This is a genomic window from Prevotella jejuni, from assembly GCF_900187995.1.
GTDB lineage: Bacteria > Bacteroidota > Bacteroidia > Bacteroidales > Bacteroidaceae > Prevotella > Prevotella jejuni.
In genome coordinates this window covers 12692-31263 of record NZ_FZNZ01000010.1, presented here as the reverse complement: position 1 = coordinate 31263, position 18572 = coordinate 12692, and the positions used below count along the sequence as shown (strand labels likewise).

Genomic DNA, 18572 nt, shown 5'->3' with positions numbered 1-18572 from the left:
TGTTATATTCGTTCTTGGGGGATGAATATGAGAGCTGAGACAGGTCATAATAACCATCAGTAAATCAAGGTGTTATAAGATAGACAAAAGAAGGGCCTTTTCAAGCATCAAGAAGGACGTCTTCTTGACCCTTGAAGGGCATGTTCTCGAATGGTGAAGGGCGTCTTCTTGCTTCAAGTTGGGCCTTTCCTCTAAAAGAGAGGAGAATGATTAGCGAAATATCCTGACAATCTCTAAAAACAGAGCCAGTATTCTTTTTCTCACAGAAATGTATTCTATTTCTCAAGAAGTGCGTTCTTTTCTCACAGAGGTTGCGTTCTATTTCTCACAGAATAACACAGATGAACAGAACACACAAAGCTTCACAGAGACATTAAGTCAACCGATTTCACAGAACCTTACAGCCAACAGGGGCCTCCCCCCCAACCCCTCTCCGAATGGAGAGGGGAGTGATCACCGAGATACCCTTACATGTCCTCCAAATGTTTAGCAGCCCATCTCCTCCTATCACCAGACCAATAGGGGTAACCTCACATACTACTCCCCTCTCCATTCGGAGAGGGGTTGGGGGTGAGGCCTCTGTGACCTCTGTATGCCGGAGGCCTTCTGTGGGCTCGAAACGTGCGCAAAAAGGCTCTGTTAACTCTGTGAGCTCTGTGAGAGAAAAAACTCCCAAGCGTGTTGTTTGTGTGTTGTATCATACAGTGGGTGCGTTCTATTTCTCACAGAAAAACACAGAAGAACAGAACACACAGGGTTCAAAGCAAGTAGTGGCCCCTCCCCCTTCCCCTCCCCCGAAGGGAAGGGGAGTGATCACCGAGATACCCCTATAAAAAGGATGTAGGCTTCGTTATGTCCCTTAATGGCTGTCTTGTAGGGGTAACCTCACATATTACGCCCCTCCCTGCGGGGGAGGGGTTGGGGGAGGGGCCACCTCCTCATGGGTTCGAACTGTGCGCCAAAAGGTTCTGTTAAATCTGTGAGATCTGTGAGAGAAAAAACTCCTCAGCAAGCCTCGCAATTGTTCTTTTTCTCACAGAAAAACACAGAAGAACAGAACACACAGCATTCCACAGAGACATTAAGTCAACCGAATTCACAGAACGTTACAGCCAACAGGGGCCTCACCCCCGGCCCCTCTCCGAATGAAGAGACGAGTGATCACCGAGATACCCCTACACGATTTCCGTATGTTCAGCAGCCCATCTCCGCATTATAAGGATGCCCAACACTTTCCTATCTAATGCTTAGCATGCACACTTTTGAGTTCTCCCACCATGTGTCCAACCGGTTCTGAGTTTCTCAAAAGAGGCTAATAATAATCAGAATATCAATCAGTTAAGACACCGAATAACGACAATTCGTTATCCTTTTGTTATCTTTTATGACATCTTTCACTATCTCTACAACAATAGATATATTACTCGTCAAGATGCTATAGAATTATCAAAAGGCCACGTAAAGAGCCTCCGAGTAATTCTTTCCCCTTTTCTTCTTTCGTCTTGCAGAATTTATACTATCTTTGCAGATATATTTGTTAAATAACAATACTATGGTAAAGAAAGGTGAAATCTACGTCAAAGAAGCGGTCATTAGGACGATGACGAAGGACGGAATTGACTATATTTGTATTACGGACATAGCCCGACAGAAGAACGCCGTAGAGCCTAAAGATGTCGTTAAAAACTGGATGCGACAAAAGAACACACTTGAGTATTTAGGCTTGTGGGAGAAGCTTAATAACCCAAACTTCAAAGGGGTCGAATTCAACCCCTTATTGTCAGAGGCTGGCAGCAACTCCTTTACGATGAGTCCAAGTAGGTGCGTGGAGTAAGTAAAGTAGGTGTTTTAGTTTACTTTATGATGTCATGAAGGGCATTGGTAGGCCAAACAACTCTTTTAAGGGAGTAAAAGGCGTAGATTGTTTTAGGTTAAAACAATTGAACAACAGCCTTGGCTTGCAAAGAGAATCTTGGGTTATGGCATACGAAAAAGACCGTTTGGGAAAGTTGGGTATTAACTTTAACGTTAAACACTCGTCCGTTCTTGAAGGCGATGGCATAGGTTAAGATATACTTTCCATCGAAGATGACGGGAAGACACCAAGGTATATAGAAGTGAAGACAACGACGGGTAGCATGGATACCCCATTCTACTTCAGTGCTACAGAGATGCGTTTTAGTAGGGAGCATAAGGAACATTACTACTTATATCGTGTTTATATCTTAAAGCAATCAGGCCAACAAGCAGATGTTACATTACTGCATGGCAGTTTAGAAGGGCTTAGTGCTGACCCCACCTGTTACCAGGCTAAGGTCGAGCTATAATCCCTTAGTATGTCATTCTGTCATTCTGTCTCTCCCTGTCCACCTGTTACTCTGTCTTTCATCACCCCACCTGTCCTCTCTGTCCACCTGTTACTCTGTCTTACATCACCCCACCTGTCCTCTCTGTCCACCTGTTACTCTGTCCTAAACCGTCCCCACCTGTCCTCTCTGTCCACCTGTTACTCTGTCTTACATCACCCCACCCGTCCACCCTGTCCACCTGTTACTCTGTCTTTCATCACCCCACCCGTTCTCCCTGTCCACCTGTTACTCTGTCTTAAACCGCCCCACCCACCCATCTACTTTATCCTTTTCTTATTCTGTCTCTATTTGCCAATATGAATTATTTTAGTTATCTTTGCCTACAAAACAAACGTAAGACATAATGGCAACAGTAGACGACAAGAAGATTATCTTCTCAATGGTTGGGGTCTCAAAGATTATCCCACAGAACCAAAAACAGATTCTGAAGAACATTTACCTATCGTTCTTTTATGGCGCAAAGATAGGTATCATCGGTCTTAACGGCGCAGGTAAGTCTACGCTAATGAAGATTATAGCAGGCTTGGTAGAGCCTACTCAGGGCGAGGTAGTGTGGAGTCCGGGTTATACCGTAGGTTATCTGCCACAGGACCCACCGCTTGATGAGGCCAAGACCGTCAAAGAGAATGTCATGGAAGGGGTGCAGCATATCTATGATGCACTAAAGGAATACGACGACATCAATGTGAAGTTCGGTATGGAGGAGTATTACTCTGATGCTGACAAGATGGACAAACTGATGCAGCGACAGGCTGAGTTGCAGGATATCATCGATGCTACAGACGCTTGGAACATAGACTCTCGCCTCGAGAGGGCCATGGATGCGCTGCGATGTCCTAAGGGTGACCTCCCTGTAACGAACCTTTCTGGCGGCGAGCGACGCCGTGTTGCACTCTGCCGCTTGCTCCTTCAGAAGCCAGACGTGCTATTGCTCGATGAGCCAACCAACCACCTTGATGCCGAGAGTATCGACTGGTTGGAGCAACACCTGCAGCAGTATGAGGGAACAGTCATTGCTGTAACGCACGACCGATACTTCTTAGACGATGTTAGCGAGTGGATTCTTGAGCTCGACAGAGGTGAGGGTATCCCATGGAAGGGCAACTACTCATCATGGCTCGACCAGAAGACAAAGCGCATGGAGCAGGAGGAGAAGTCGGCTTCGAAGCGTCGTAAGACCTTAGAACGTGAGTTGGAATGGGTGCGCATGGCCCCGAAGGCGCGTCAAGCCAAGGGTAAGGCCCGTCTGAACTCATACGAGCAGATGCTCAACGAGGAGCAGAAGCAGCGCGAAGAGAAGCTCGAGATCTTCATCCCTAACGGTCCTCGCCTGGGCAACAAGGTCATCGAGGCGCAGCATGTGAAGAAGGCTTTTGGTGAGAAGGTGCTCTTCAACGACCTCAATTTCATGCTTCCTCCTAACGGTATCGTGGGTGTTATCGGCCCTAACGGAGCTGGTAAGACAACGCTCTTCCGCCTTATCATGGGTTTGGAACAGGCCGATGGCGGTACGTTCGAGGTGGGCGAAACAGTTAAATTGGCATACGTCGACCAGCAGCATAAGGATATCGACCCTAACAAGACGGTGTATGACGTAGTGTCACAGGGCAACGACACCATCCGTATGGGTGGTCGTGACATCAACTCACGTGCCTATCTCTCACGCTTCAACTTCTCTGGAACCGACCAAAGTAAGCTTTGTTCAGTCCTCTCAGGAGGTGAGCGCAACCGCTTGCAGTTGGCTATGGCATTGAAACAAGAGGGTAACGTCCTCCTTCTCGATGAGCCAACTAACGACATCGACGTGAACACGTTGCGTGCTTTGGAGGAGGGTCTTGAGGCCTTCGCAGGCTGTGCAGTAGTCATCAGCCACGACCGCTGGTTCCTTGACCGTATCTGTACGCATATCCTTGCATTTGAGGGTAATGGTGAGGTAGTATTCTTCGAGGGTGGTTTCTCCGATTATGAAATCAATAAAGCACGCCGCCTTGGTAACGAGGAGATTAAGAAGGGACGCTACAGAAAACTGATGGAAGAGTAGGATTGGAGCTGTGGGAACATCTCTAAACAAGCGGCCTCACCCCCAACCCCTCTCCGAATGGAGAGGGGAGTAGTATGTGAGGTTACCCCTATCGGGCTGCTAACATGGTTCTTAGGTAATTCTTTCTCTCACAGAGCCCACAGATCTTACAGAGCATTTTTGCGCACAGTTTCTAACCCACAGAAGGCCTCCGGCATACAGAGTTCACAGAGGCCTCACCCCCAGCCCCTCTCCGAATGGAGAGGGGAGTAGTATGTGAGGTTACCCCTTTTGGCCTGCTAATGATAGGAGATGGGCCGCTGAACATCTGGAGGACATGTAGGGGTATCTCGGTAATCACTCCCTCTCCAATCGGAGAGGGGCAGGGGGTGAGGCTTCTGTTGGCTGTAACGTTCTGTGATATCGGTTGACTTAACGTCTCTGTGAAACTTTGTGTGTTCTGCTCATCTGTGTAAATCTGTGAGAAATAGAATGCACCCTCAATGAAAAAAGGGACGCTTGAGACTTGCTGGGCAGTTTTTTCTCTCACAGAAGACATTTCATTCTCTCATGTTAGATATTTTTTTCTCTCACAGAGCGCACAGAGTTCACTGAGCCTTTTGGCGCACGTTTCGAGCCCACAGAACGCCTTCGGCATACAGAGAACACAGAGCGTTTCAGCTATCGTAGATACTAACAAGGGACAACACGAAGCCTACATCCACTCAATAGGGGTATCTCGGTGATCACGCCCCTCCCTTTTGGGGAGGGGAAGGGGGAGGGGCCAGCTGGGGACGGGGAGGGGCCACCATTTCTCTGCGTGCTCTCCCTGTTCGCTGAAAGGCTTCTGTTCATCTGTGAAAATCTGTGAGAAATAAAGCACCCAATAGATTTCCTGCGTTCTTGAAAAAACCTGACAAAAACGCATAAGAAATCCCTTACGGATATAGAATGATATAATTAAAAATCTAAATCGCAACTAACAAGAAATCAATCACTTATAGACTCGAAGCAAGAAGGGCCTTATCAAGCATCAAGAAGGGCGTCTTCAAGGGGCAAGAAGGGCATGTTCTCGAACGTTGAAGGGCATGTTCTTGAAGCATGAAGGGCATATACTGGATTCGAGTATGGCGAAAACTCTTTACATATTCGTGGGGAATAAGCATGGAGTGTCGCCTCTTCTTTTCCAAAGAAAAAGGGATACTGCCTCGGCAATATCCCTTAGAAAAGATTTTATTAGCAAAGTTTATTGGGACAGACGAGAGACGACTGTCCCGTTGTATCTATTGATTACTTATAAAGAACCATTGTTTGCCTGACGTACCATCTCAGAGGATGCATAGAGGTAGACCTCTACACGGCGGTTAGCCTGGCTGATAGTCTTGTTCTCAATAGGGTTCGCACTACCGAAGCCCTGTACTGAACGGATCTGACGACTGCTTACTCCGCGACCTTTCAGATAGGATGACACGGCTTCAGCACGACGCTGTGACAATGGGACATTAATGTTGTCATTACCTGAAGCGTCGGTGTAGCCCTGTATAGCAACGTCACAGTTAGAGTTGCGTTGCATGAGGGAAGCAAACTTCGTGAGGTCGTTCTTGGCCGAAGCACTTAGGTTTGAACCATTCAGAGGGAAGAGGATACCTGAGTCGAAGGTCACCTTCACGCAGTCTAAACCGTTCGCATCTGTCACCTTATCGACACGTGCATTAGGCAACTGCTGCGATGCCTCGCGTGCTACCTTGTCCATGTGACGACCGATGAGGGCTCCCGCTCCTGCACCAACAGCGCCACCAATGGCTGCACCAATAGCTGTACTCTTACCGTTATGACCTATTATTTGACCAACGATGCCGCCCAATGCTGCACCAGCACCGCCTCCGATTAATGATCCTGTACCTTGTTTTGTCTGACAACTTACGACAGTGAGGAGACACATTCCTGCTGCCATCATCTTCATATTCTTCATAATCAAACGTATTAAATGACTATTATCTTTTACCTTATTCAGCATGGTCAACGACCGTGCCTTAATTCATTTTAATTCATGCAAAGTTAAACAAATATACGCCATAGGGCCCTTATTGCCAACATTTTTTTGTATTTTTGCAGAAAATAAGCCAACTCGGCAAATAGAGACAAGCTTCGTTTGCACTCATTTGCATTATTTTCGCAATAGATAGACTGGCCGAAGTAGGTGGGAGAAAGACTCCCGTAGGCTCGCTTATCCCAGTTGTATCTGTGTGCAAAGTTAGTGTTTCACGCCATAATGGCAAAAGGGAAACACCTATAACAACGTGGGAAATCCCCTAAAAGAGTAAAGTAAAAGAATAGAATAAAGTATTTATGGCAAAAGAACTGAAAGAACTTACCAAGAGAGCCGACAACTACTCTCAATGGTACAATGACTTAGTAATAAAGGCAGACTTGATTGAACAGTCTGCTGTACGTGGTTGTATGGTTATCAAACCATACGGTTATGCTATCTGGGAGAAGATACAAGCGCAGCTTGATAAGATGTTTAAGGAGACCGGAGTACAGAATGCTTACTTCCCAATGTTAATCCCTAAGAGCTTTCTCTCACGTGAGGCTGAACACGTGAAGGGCTTTGCCAAGGAGTGTGCCGTGGTTACTCACTATCGCTTGAAGGCTACTGAAGATGGCAACGCCGTACAGGTCGACCCTAATGCGAAGCTCGAGGAAGAACTGATCATACGCCCTACAAGTGAGACAATCATCTGGAACACCTATAAAAACTGGATACATTCATGGCGCGATCTGCCGTTGATGTGCAACCAGTGGTGTAATGTGATGCGTTGGGAGATGCGCACTCGTCCATTCCTTCGCACGTCTGAGTTCCTCTGGCAGGAGGGTCACACCGCTCACGCAACACGTGAGGAGGCTGAGAAGGAGGCACAGACAATGTTGCGTGTCTATGCTGACTTTGCTGAGAAATGGCTCGCTGTTCCTGTCGTACAGGGCGTTAAGAGCGAGACAGAACGCTTTGCGGGTGCATTGGATACCTATACCATCGAGGCCATGATGCAGGATGGTAAGGCCCTTCAAAGTGGTACTTCTCACTTCTTGGGACAGAACTTTGCAAAGTCTTTCGACGTCACCTTCCTTAATAAGGAGAACAAGCCAGAGTATGTATGGGCCACTTCATGGGGTGTTAGTACTCGATTGATTGGTGCGCTCATCATGACCCACTCTGACGATAACGGTCTCGTTCTCCCTCCAAAGATTGCGCCTATTCAGGTGGTTATCGTACCTATCTTCAAGGGTGAAGAGCAGTTGAAGGAACTGACAGCCAAGCTACAACCAGTCATCGACCAGCTCCGTGAGTTGGGAATCACCGTCAAGTATGACGATACCGATAATAAGCGTCCAGGCTTCAAGTTCGCTGACTATGAGCTTAAGGGTGTACCTGTACGTCTTGCTATGGGTGGTCGTGACTTAGAGAACAACACCATTGAGGTGATGCGCCGTGATACGCTTGAGAAGGAAAGCCTAAGTTTTGATGGCATCGTAGAGCACATCAAGAACCTTCTCGACGACATTCAAGCTAATATCTTCAAGAAGGCCAAGGACTTCCGCGACGCTCATATCTATGAGTGTGAGAACTATGATGAGTTCAAGGAGAGAGTAAAGGATGGTGGTTTCTTCCTCTGTCACTGGGACGGAACAGAGGAGACTGAAGCGAAGATAAAGGAAGACACGCAGGCAACCATCCGTTGTGTCCCTTATATGTTCGAGCAGACTCCAGGCGTCGACATGGTTAGCGGCAAGCCTGCTAAGTATCGTGTCATCATCGCAAGGTCATATTAATAAACGAAAACTGGCATTGTCGAGGGTCTTTATAGCCCTCGGTAATGCTGGTTTTTGCTTTTGAGAGGATGGCAGGAAGGCCTATCGAGCCTATCAGCCCTTACATTCATAGCAACTAACTTAAACATTATCAATTATGAAAAAGTCACTTCTTACTTTTGTTTTCCTCCTTGCTCTGACAGCATTAAACGCTCAGACACTCATCAAGGCTAAGTTTCAGAAAGGCGAACAAGCTACTTATTCGACTGTGTCGGAAGCGAAGCTCTCAACACCTATGGGCGGTGGCGACCAGTCGCTCAAGACGAGTAGTAACACCGTCATTACCGTGAAGGAGGCCAATGCGGATGGATATGTTATCGAATTGAAAACCAAGGACGTTAAGACTGAAGGCGACCAGTCAACTGCCTTGCAGACGCAGACCATAGTGAGTCAATACTTTGGTAATGTTCCTATGCGAGTAAAGACTGATGCCAACGGAAAGGTGACCGACATCCTAAACTTTGAGGAGGTGCAGGCCAGTGTGAGCAAGCTTGTGATGGCGTTCATCGACTCTATCTATAAAGAAAAGCCTCAGTTAGAGCAGAGCCTGCCTAAATATAAGATGGCGATGTCGCTCAACAACATGCTAACCAAGCAGACTTTCATTGAAATAATGGAACATTCAACCTTCTTCAACCTCTTTGGTAAGACGCTAAAGACAGGTGATAAAGAGGATGTCAATCAGCAAGGAATAAAGTCAATCGTCACATACGAGGTGACTAAGGAGCCTAACGAGCTCGTCATCATAGGTAAGACACAGAACAACATGAGCGAAGACGACGTGAAAGGTTTCCTCATTGACAAGATGAAACTGATGGGTTCTGACGAGTCGATGATAGCTAAGTTCGAGCAAGGATGGTTGATGATGAAGAAGATGGGACTAACGAAAATGGACGGTGCCGGTACGATTACGACCCGTCTCCTCCCTTCTGGCTGGGCCACAGAGTATAGTTCTTCTATCAAGTCAAAGGTGATGGGCGCCGTAATGACTACTAACTCCGTGTCTAAATTAGTAGGACATAACTGGAAGTAATCGGCTTCGTCAGACAGTATATATAATATAATAAGGTGGTGAGGGCTGTTTCATCACCACCTCCCCTTCGCTCCTTTCTATTATGTGGATAGGTGTGTGGGAGTGGTGTGTGAGCTTTTTACTACATGTTCCTTAACTCCTTTCCATTAAGAGGATATCTGTCGGGAGTAGTATGTACCTTTTTTAGACACACCTTCCTTCGCTCCTTTCCATTACAAGGATAGGTGTGTGGGTGTGGTGTATGCCCTTTTTGTTACACCTCCCTTCGCTCCTTTCCATTAAGAGGATAGATGAGCGGAGTGGTATATGGGCTTTTTTAGTACTCTTATTCTTAGTTCCTACCACTCATTAGTGGTGTTTTCTATTCTCCTTTATGAGCTGTTGATGAATGCAGAAAGGTAATTGTCCCCTTTCTTCGGTGAGCTAACTGAGCCGTAAAAAATCATTACATCGAATAGTGTTAATCATCCCCATGAAGTAGGCGTAGCCTCTTCTATCACCTACTCTATAACCTTCAATAAATCAGTACGTTATAAACAGCGTTTAAGAACATGCCCTTCTTGCATCAAGAAGGGCATGTTCTTGTTCCATGAAAGGCATGTTCTCGAATGTTGAAGGGCGTCTTCTTCGTTCAAGAAGAGCGTTTCTTCGAAAAGAGACGGATATGAATTGTGAAATATCCTGACATTTCCTGTTTACTTGAATACCTTTCCTTTTTCACATAGAACTGTTCTTTCTCTCATAGAGCAAACTACGGCCCCTCCCCCAACCCCTCCCCCGTAGGGAGGGGCGTAGTATGTGAGGTTACCCCTATTGGGCTGCTTGCATGGGGCGTGGTGAGGTCTTTCTCTCACGCTGGATAGGTTTATCTCTCACAGAGCACACAGAGTTCACGGAGTTTTTTGGCGCACATTTCGAGTCCACAGAAGGCCTCCGGCATACAGAGTTCACAGAGCGTTACTGCTAATGTTGGCACGAATAAGGGACAACAAGTAGCCTATATCCTTCTTATAGGGGTATCTCGGTGATTACGCCCCTCCCTTTGGGGGAGGGGAAGGGGGAGGGGCCAGCTGGGGGAAGGGGGAGGGGCCAGCTGGGGGAAGGGGGAGGGGTAACCTCGCTAATCACTCCCCTCTCCACTCGGAGAGGGGCTGGGGGTGAGGTCTCTATTACCCCTTCACCTACCTAAAAATGATGATTTTGCAAATTCATTAAAAGTAAGTATTGGACGATATATATATTTTCTATACCTTTGCAGACGCTTATCGTAAAAAAAGAAGATACAAGGCTGACTTCATTTGCAGACACCTGTGACTTAGTCTTAAGCCTGGGTAAACTATATGGACTCGGTTCTCTTGCTGCGAAAGTAGGGAGAGATTGATGTCTACTCATTAAAAACCTATTTGTAATCTGAGTATATATGAACAAATTAAAAGTGAACTATGAAAGGCGTGCCAGATACTATCTGTCCGCCACTCTCTTAAGTTCTTTGTTCTTATTCCCGCCCACCTACGTCCATGCCACGTCTGTGCATGGGCAGGAAACAGTTGAGGATGAGGACAAAGATGTCAAAACATCTGTAACCGTTCGGGTTGTTTCTGAACAGTCGCAGGAGCCGCTCATCGGTGCTGTCGTACGTTGCGAAGGTGTTTCAAATCCCTCGGTGACAGACATCGATGGTAAGTGTACGATTAAACTCAAGCGTGCTGCCGACCGCATAAAACTGACGGTAACCTACGTAGGGTATAAGTCTGTGACCCGTGTCGTTAATGTTCCTGACAGTCGCATGATAACCTTACAGTTAAAGGACGACTCCAAGCAGTTGGATAATGTCACTGTTACCGCCCTGAAACGGCACACAACAGTGTTGCAGCAGTCGTCTGCCATCAGTCAAGAAGCCTTAGAGAAAGGTGGTGCAACCTCCTTGGCAAAACTCCTTGAAACCATTCCCGGCGTTAGTTCTATCAGTACGGGAAACACGATAGCAAAGCCTGTTATTCAAGGTATGCACAGTAGTCGTATCCTCTTGATGAACAATGGTGTACGTCTGGAAAGCCAAAGCTGGGGTGCCGACCATGCACCAGAGCTTGACTATACAGGTTCGAGCATGGTAGAAGTGGTGAAGGGAGCCGAGTGTATTCGCTATGGCTTTGGTGCGATGGGTGGTGTAGTACTCTTGAACGATGCGCCCCTACCCTACGAAAACAAGAAGATTAAGGTCAATGGAAACGTCAATGTAGGCTACGATACCAATGCCCGTGGCTTCAGTGGATCGGGTACTGTTGAGACTGGTTATAAGCAGTTTGGCCTGCGCCTACACGGTATGTACACGAAAGGAGGCGACTATCATACCGCCGACTACGTGTTGAATAACACGGGATATAACACCATCAGTTTCTCAGCCTTAGCTGGTTGGCAAGGAAGAAAACTGACAGCAACGCTCTTCTCAAGTATCTACTATCAGCGAAGCGGCATCTATTACGCCAGTAAGATATCTGACTTATCACAGTTGATAAAGCGCTTTGAGTACGGACGACCCGACCCAGAGACTGTTAAACCCTTCTCTTACGATATCAAACCACCGTTCCAACAGTCGCAACACGTGACGTTGAAGGGTGAACTCAAGTGGGAGCTTAACCCCAACCATCACCTAAATCTCACGCTGTCGTTCCAAGAGAACCTCCGTCAAGAGTTCGAGAACCGAAAGAAGACACAGTGGAGTTGGATCCCAATGCAGGACTTGATACTGAAAACCTATAAGTTTGACGTACTTTGGCAAGCTAAATGGAAACTATGGAAGATGACCACTGACGCTGGTCTCTCAAATACTTACCAAACGAACTTCAACTATCCCGGTACGAAGCAGCCGGCTTTCGTCCCTAACTTCGCAGCCCTTTCGATGGGCGGATATTTCCTTCATAAAGCCGAGTTCGGCAGGTTGCAGTGTGCACTCGGTATGCGTTATGATTTCCGTGTACTGTCGGTTAATGGCTATAGCAGCCTCAGCAACTACACCTACTACGACGACTTCAAACTCTATAGTAACTTCACAATGAGCCTGGCTACCCACTATCAGTTCAGTGACAAGTGGGATGCACGTGCGAATATCGGTTGGTCATGGCGCCCACCAGATATCAATGAGCTCTATGCCATTGGTCTTCAAGACGGTTCCTATTGGGTAGTAGGCAATAAGAACCTTGCCAGTGAGCGTGGATATAAGCTCGTGTTAGGTACGAAATATAGGAATACTTGGTTCTCGGTAGAGCCCAGCTTCTTCTTCCAACGTATCAACAGCTATATATACGACCATATCGGAGAAGGTAAGGACCGCTTCCATAACCACCCAAGTGGTAAGTATCCGAAGTTTATCTACGACCAAGACGATGTGAAACTCTATGGTGGTGATATCGAGGCAACCGTGAAGCCTGTACGTGGACTTACCTTTGTCGGTAAGGGAGAATGGATGTTTGCACGCAACCTAACCCACAATGACTGGCTACCCTTCATGCCTTCAGACCGTTACGGACTCTCTGCTACCTACGAGCTACCGCTGAAGAAGCCTCAGAAGTATCGTTCGTCGCTGTCGCTCTCAGGTATCTATGTGACCAAGCAGACCCGCTTTGACCCTGATAAAGACCTCGTTCCAGACTCGCCACCAGCCTATTTCCTACTGAACGGGACAGCTGAACTGCGTATCGGACTGCCGCAGAATAAGGAGTTGAAGTTTATGATTGTCGGTGATAACATACTCAATGCACTCTATAAGGAGTACACCGACCGCTTCAGATACTACGCCCATGAGCGTGGTGCAAACTTCTCTTTACGTACATTGTTTAAGTTCTAATTAGCTGAAAAAGAATATGAAACTATATAAAGACATACGCCTCATACTTGCCACAGCAGCGGTAGGACTCGTCTTCGGGAGTTGCTCTAACGACCAAGTTGACGATTTCTTCAAGAAGATAATACAAGCCCCTCCTTCCTCTATAGAGCGAGATGTGAAGGGACATGAGCAGATCTATGCCGTTCATGCCATCTTGAGAATGGGCTATAAGGGCGGGATGATTGGTGTAGGACCTGATGGAAACGACTCTATTCAAGCCTATAACACCTATCACCTCGTCAGTAGTTCGACCTCTATACCAGTCATGCAAGAGATTGATATAGCCAAGGATGACGACGGACAGATGACCATCACGACCGAACGCGACTGCTTTGACGTGATTGCATCAGATGATATTTACTATGGATTGGAGCTGAAGTACTACGATCAGAACGGTATGCTCATCAATCATCAGTTCTCTGGTTATCCCTTCATGAAGGACAAGGAAGGGTATAACGTGCCTGATGAAGACAACGCAACACTCCTTGTTCACCAACACTTCTTCGGTATTGGCAACGCTTCCTTAGACAAGTTGGTGGCTGATAGTACCTCCTCTGGACACGAGAAAGCGGTTCAAGGGATGCAAATGGCCTATCCTCGCTCATTGGCTTCAATACCTACTTATTATGACCGATACACCTTCAAGGAGCAAGGGGGAGCTATGGAAGCAGCTACAAAGTTCTCTACATCTAACATCTATGTGCCTGACGGCTACACGTTCGGCCTTAACCAGGTGCCATTTAACAGTGAACTGGCTTGGAGAGCGATTGAGGTATCGGGTAAGCCAGAGGCTTTGCAGCCTTTTACCTTTGGTGGGAAGACTTATCATCTCTACAAGACTATTGATCCAATGGAGCTGAATAAGATTACACCTGAGGTCTTTACATACGAGTATAGAGACACTGATCCAGTGGAGGAGGAACTCGGAAAACTCTTTACAGAGGCTTATAACGATGACTTCACCGACCCAGATACCGAGGCACCACGCCAGCGTTATGGTCATACTGTGGGTCTGCTGCATCAGAAACGCAGCTTAGACGTTGGCTCAGACTTAGACCGCTTGGGCTTTAAGGGCGTCATGCAGTTCCACAAGTCAGACATTGCTTTCCAACTGCAGGTGCGCATCTGTCATATTCTCAACAAAGGACAGCAGCACGTAGGAGAGTCGGAAAAGCCTGCAAAGTACTGCAATACAAACAATAGCGAGCATAGTTTCCTATGGGACTTCAACCAGTTACAACCCGGTTGGGACAGCTTCGATATCGACTATCCACTGTCTGTTCGTGTGATAGCCAATACCAAGGACGGTGAAGACAAGTGTTTTGAGGATGTTAAGCGATTCTATCCTGCTGCCAACAAGGCACAGCTCTGGCGTATGCTAACACGTCCACAAGACTTCTTCACACAGTACAGACAGAACGTAGTATTGATGTAATAACGAATTGGAAACATGAATAAGATAGTTAAAAATATCCTTTTATTATCATGCCTTGCCGTTGTCTTCGCCTCATGCGACGACTTTGTCTTTGGCAATGTACATGTTGATTATAACGAGAACCCCTTAGAGAGTAAGGGATTAGCACGTAGTGGCGCTGACAGATATGTAGATAGTCTGTCGAAGATAAAGGTCTCTGAGCAGGTAAACAACCCTGATCCAGACGGAGCCTTCAATGGTTGGGCTACGTGTCTGGCTATGTTTAAGGAGGGACACTCCCACGGTGACGGTATGATGCACGGTAATTTCGTTTACCATAACGCCCCTTGGAAGCAGGAGGAGTTCGTTATCATTCGCAACAACACGGCTAAGTGGCCTACTGTTGAGGTGCAACGCCAGAGCACAGTGACGTATCTTGAACAGAGCGATGGCAAGACTGGCCCCGACTACATCCGCATCATCGGTGGAAAACTAAAGCGTTGGGGACTCTGCCTCTACTTCTTTAATAAGGAGGGAAAGCTGATGAACGATGATATCCTCGACCACTCTGATGAGTATCAGATATTCTTTACGGTGAGCGAGGTCGACGACAAGGGTAATCCTTACGAGGTGATGGACTGCCGTGGTACGTGGAAACCGAAGAAGAACAAGTTTGGTGACTGGAAGAAAGGCGGTACGATAGACACAACACCAGTACCTTCACCATTCTTCGCAAATACGACTACGTGGAAAGAAAGAGCCGAACGCACACCGAAGATATTTGAATATACCTACCGAGACACGTGGATTCATAACGCAATGGCCGATGGTGCGCGTGAGTTATTCAACCAACGTCTACTGCCGCCGTTGACCCGTGAGGATGCTGACTGGGCTGTTGCTCCCTACGACCAGGACCGTGTTGGACTGAAGGGGCACTTTAATTTCGACATTGAAGCCGACGAGAACGATGCTCTCCATGAGGAGTGGCCATTAGAGATAACACGTCGCTTGGACCCAGCTACGGGTGAGACGGGTCATTACACACGTCCGTCTTATCTCTTACCTAAGTTTTATCTATCGGTTAGGGTGATGAAGTGTCCGAAAGGAAAGAAGGCACTGATACCGAAGGATGAGTATCTTAGCCGCCACTCCACCTACGTCTTCCGTAGTCCCTACATCTGTTCAGAGGCTTACAATCCCGATGAACCGAAGGAGTATGGCGCTGACTCCGAATGGAAGGAGCTCTTCCGCTTTAATATTCCTATCAAAGTCTTCTGCAGTAGCTTTGATACTGACCCAACAACCATCGACCCGAACGACCCTCTCTATTTCTATTTAGGACATGAGATAGGCCTGTCACCATTAGATGCATTGGAGGCTTCGCAGAATGTACAGACCCACGGCATTGGTGGTGGCTCTGGTTTCGGCAACTGGTTCCTGTAACATAGACAGCGGGAGTGGGTGGTCTCGACGATAAGGAAGTAACACGACGTCTGTAACTCACAATCTTTTCCCTTCGTGACAACCGTCCCTCCCACTGCTCACAATTATATAAACATATAAAGAAGAAAACAAATGATACAAAAGAAGATAGCTGCGTGCCTGCTCATCGGCCTAATGCTTTTAGCGATGAGTAGCTGTACACGTAACGAGATGCCCGTCAAGCAATCAACATCTAAGACTAAGTTAGACCACTTAATCATAAAGGAAGTGTTCTATGTAGGCCACTATTGGTATCGTGATGTACGTGCTTGGGGAATGAAGAATATGAACCAGATGTACAATGACGACCAGTATATTACCATCTTCAACCCTACGGATGAGGTGAAATATCTTGACGGTCTGGCCTTGTGTGTCAATGCTATCGACCCAAGCAAAGCCATTCAGTTCGCACCAAAAGACGATTTCGTCAATCGCTACTATGGTGCTTCTGGTATCTCTTACTTCCCTGGCAAGGGCAATGACTATCCTGTCAAACCGGGCCAGACCATCATCGTCGCAAAGTATGCCATCGACCATAAAGCTAGCTTCGAAGCCGAGTTAGAGGGTGAGGACTTAAGCATGTATGGCGGTCTAAATGCCTTCTTAGATTTGAGCAAAGCCGACTTTGAATGGACAAACATCAACTATGACCCCGGACAGAAGAACAATCCGAACGTACCTGATATGTGTGCTATCCTCACATCTACCGACGCCAGCGGTAATATCGGACCTTCTTATGACTTCTCTCGTGTGTCTGAAAGCAACGGTATAGCCTTGATAAAACTCCCTTGGACACCAGAGGAATTCAAGAAGAACTATGCCGAAACAAAGGATAGTAAAGGTTATCTGCATTATATCACTGTCACCAGTAGTGCTCACGGCGATTTCTATGCCATAGAAGTACCCTTAGAGTGCGTCATCGACTGCATCACCATCTGTCCACGTCGTATGTTCCAAATGCGTCCAAGCAAGTTAGACAGGGGCTACAATGCCGTTACCGACAACTCATTCTCTGGCCTTAAACAAAGCGACTACCCTATCTCTTCAGGCTTAGCCCTGGTGAGAAAGTGGGATGGAAAGAAGTTTGTTGACGACAACAACACCACTGCCGACTTTGAAGTCAAGGTTGCCTCGCTATCAAGAAAGGATGAAAAAGGCAACCCAATAAAGTGATAACAAGGTGAGTAAACACCACTGCCGACTTTGAAGTCAAGGTTGCCTCGCTATCAAGAAAGGATGAGAAGGGCAACGCAATAAAGTGATAACAACATGAGTAAATAGTCAACAAGGTAAAAGAACAACACACAAAAAGGATAATAAGGCTGCAGCATCTTAGGTCCACCCTATCTTGCTGCAGCCTTTCCCATTGTGTATATATAATGAAAAGGAGGCTAAGTACTGCCAAGAAAGCGTATAACCAGCTGGCCCTCAACAAACAACAGCTGGCCCCTCCCCCCTCCCCAGCTGGCCCCTCCCTCGTCCCCTCCCCCGCAGGGAGGGGCGTAATCACCGAGATACCCCCACACAAGTATCCTCGTAACTCATATTCGCTCCATTCGTGTAATTCGTAGTCTTCTATTTTCAAGACTATGTGCTTTCGTCCCATCCAGCATTCGTGCCATTCGAGTAATTCGTAGTCTTCTATTTTCAAGACTATGTGTTTACGTCCCATCCAGCATTAGTGCCATTCGAGTAATTCGTAGTCTTCCATTTTCAAGACTATGTTCTTTCTTCATACCCAGCATTAGTACCATTCGAGTAATTCGTAGTCTTCCATTTTCAAGACTATATTCTTTCCTCATACCCAACATTAGTACCATTCGAGTAATTCGTAGTCTCGTACATTAAAGGTTGTATTCTTTCGTCCCATCCAGCATTAGTGCCATTCGTGTAATTCGTAGTCTCGTACATTAAAGGTTGTATTCTTACGTCCCATCCAGCATTAGTGCCATTCGAGTAATTCGTAGTCTTTCGACAAATTAGCAGTCTTTAGAAGTTTGGAAATTTCTTTACACCATCCTTATAAAAGTCCACCTACAAACCACCGCCACACCGACAAGAAGCAAGCTTATAACCCACACGAAATCAAAAGGTTATAAACAGCATTAAAGAAAGGCCTCTTCAAGCATCAAGAAGGGCGTCTTCTTGCCCCTTGAAAGGCATGTTCTCGACCCTTGAAGGGCGTCTTCTCCAACCATGAACAGCGTTTCCTCGAAAAGAGAAGAGAGTGATTAGCGAAATATCCTTACAGTTTCTGAAGATATAATCAGCATTATTTCTCACAGAGGGTGCGTTCTATTTCTCACAGAAAAACACAGAAGAACAGAACACACAGCATTCAAAGCAAGTAGTGGCCCCTCCCCCGTCCCCTCCCCCAAAGGGAGGGGCGTGATCACCGAGATACCCCTATAAGTTAGAGGCCCCTCCCCCGTCCCCTCCCCCGAAGGGAGGGGCGTAATCACCGAGATACCCCTATAAAAAGGATGTAGGCTTCATTATGT

The 18572-nt window shown here is 46.8% G+C and carries 11 protein-coding genes; 9 read left to right on the top strand and 2 right to left on the bottom strand.

The genetic code is table 11. The features are described 5' to 3' along the window. Window positions 1–1552 precede the first annotated feature (1552 nt). From CHB62_RS04885 to ettA, 3 genes are all read left to right on the top strand, one after another. Complete coding sequence (locus CHB62_RS04885; RefSeq protein WP_089365923.1) at window positions 1553–1834, top strand: KilA-N domain-containing protein; 282 nt, start codon at window positions 1553–1555, stop codon at window positions 1832–1834. Window positions 1835–2072: 238 nt separating this feature from the next. Continuing rightward, window positions 2073–2327 (top strand): protein NO VEIN domain-containing protein, encoded by a 255-nt coding sequence (locus CHB62_RS04875; protein ID WP_089365921.1) that lies wholly within the window; start codon window positions 2073–2075, stop codon window positions 2325–2327. A 385-nt stretch (window positions 2328–2712) separates the two neighbouring features. Beyond that, a complete protein-coding gene (gene ettA / locus CHB62_RS04870; protein WP_089365920.1) occupies window positions 2713–4410 on the top strand; it encodes an energy-dependent translational throttle protein EttA in 1698 nt (565 codons plus the stop codon). A gap of 1273 nt (window positions 4411–5683) precedes the next feature. Here the strand turns inward: ettA and CHB62_RS04860 are convergent. Next, window positions 5684–6361, bottom strand: a complete 678-nt coding sequence (locus CHB62_RS04860) for an OmpA family protein (RefSeq protein WP_089365918.1) — start codon at window positions 6359–6361, stop codon at window positions 5684–5686. A 377-nt stretch (window positions 6362–6738) separates the two neighbouring features. Between CHB62_RS04860 and proS the strand changes: the two genes are divergently transcribed. From proS to CHB62_RS04830, 6 genes are all read left to right on the top strand, one after another. Next, window positions 6739–8220, top strand: a complete 1482-nt coding sequence (proS, locus tag CHB62_RS04855) for a proline--tRNA ligase (RefSeq protein WP_009010400.1) — start codon at window positions 6739–6741, stop codon at window positions 8218–8220. 136 nt (window positions 8221–8356) lie between these two features. Beyond that, entirely contained in the window at window positions 8357–9292 is a 936-nt protein-coding gene (locus CHB62_RS04850) for a hypothetical protein (RefSeq protein ID WP_089365917.1), read from the top strand. 1420 nt (window positions 9293–10712) lie between these two features. Beyond that, window positions 10713–13136, top strand: a complete 2424-nt coding sequence (locus tag CHB62_RS04845; RefSeq protein ID WP_176414841.1) for a TonB-dependent receptor — start codon at window positions 10713–10715, stop codon at window positions 13134–13136. Between the two features lie 16 nt (window positions 13137–13152). After that, window positions 13153–14610: a hypothetical protein gene (locus CHB62_RS04840; protein ID WP_089365916.1), complete on the top strand. Its 1458-nt coding sequence runs from the start codon at window positions 13153–13155 to the stop codon at window positions 14608–14610. A 15-nt stretch (window positions 14611–14625) separates the two neighbouring features. Next, window positions 14626–16032, top strand: a complete 1407-nt coding sequence (locus CHB62_RS04835) for a hypothetical protein (RefSeq protein WP_009010396.1) — start codon at window positions 14626–14628, stop codon at window positions 16030–16032. A 132-nt stretch (window positions 16033–16164) separates the two neighbouring features. Then, complete coding sequence (locus CHB62_RS04830; protein WP_089365915.1) at window positions 16165–17244, top strand: DUF4876 domain-containing protein; 1080 nt, start codon at window positions 16165–16167, stop codon at window positions 17242–17244. Window positions 17245–17732: 488 nt separating this feature from the next. Here the strand turns inward: CHB62_RS04830 and CHB62_RS14830 are convergent, their stop codons facing one another. Continuing rightward, window positions 17733–17873 carry a hypothetical protein gene (locus CHB62_RS14830; RefSeq protein ID WP_176414840.1) on the bottom strand — a complete coding sequence of 47 codons (141 nt, stop codon included), beginning with the start codon at window positions 17871–17873 and terminating at the stop codon, window positions 17733–17735. Window positions 17874–18572 lie beyond the last annotated feature (699 nt).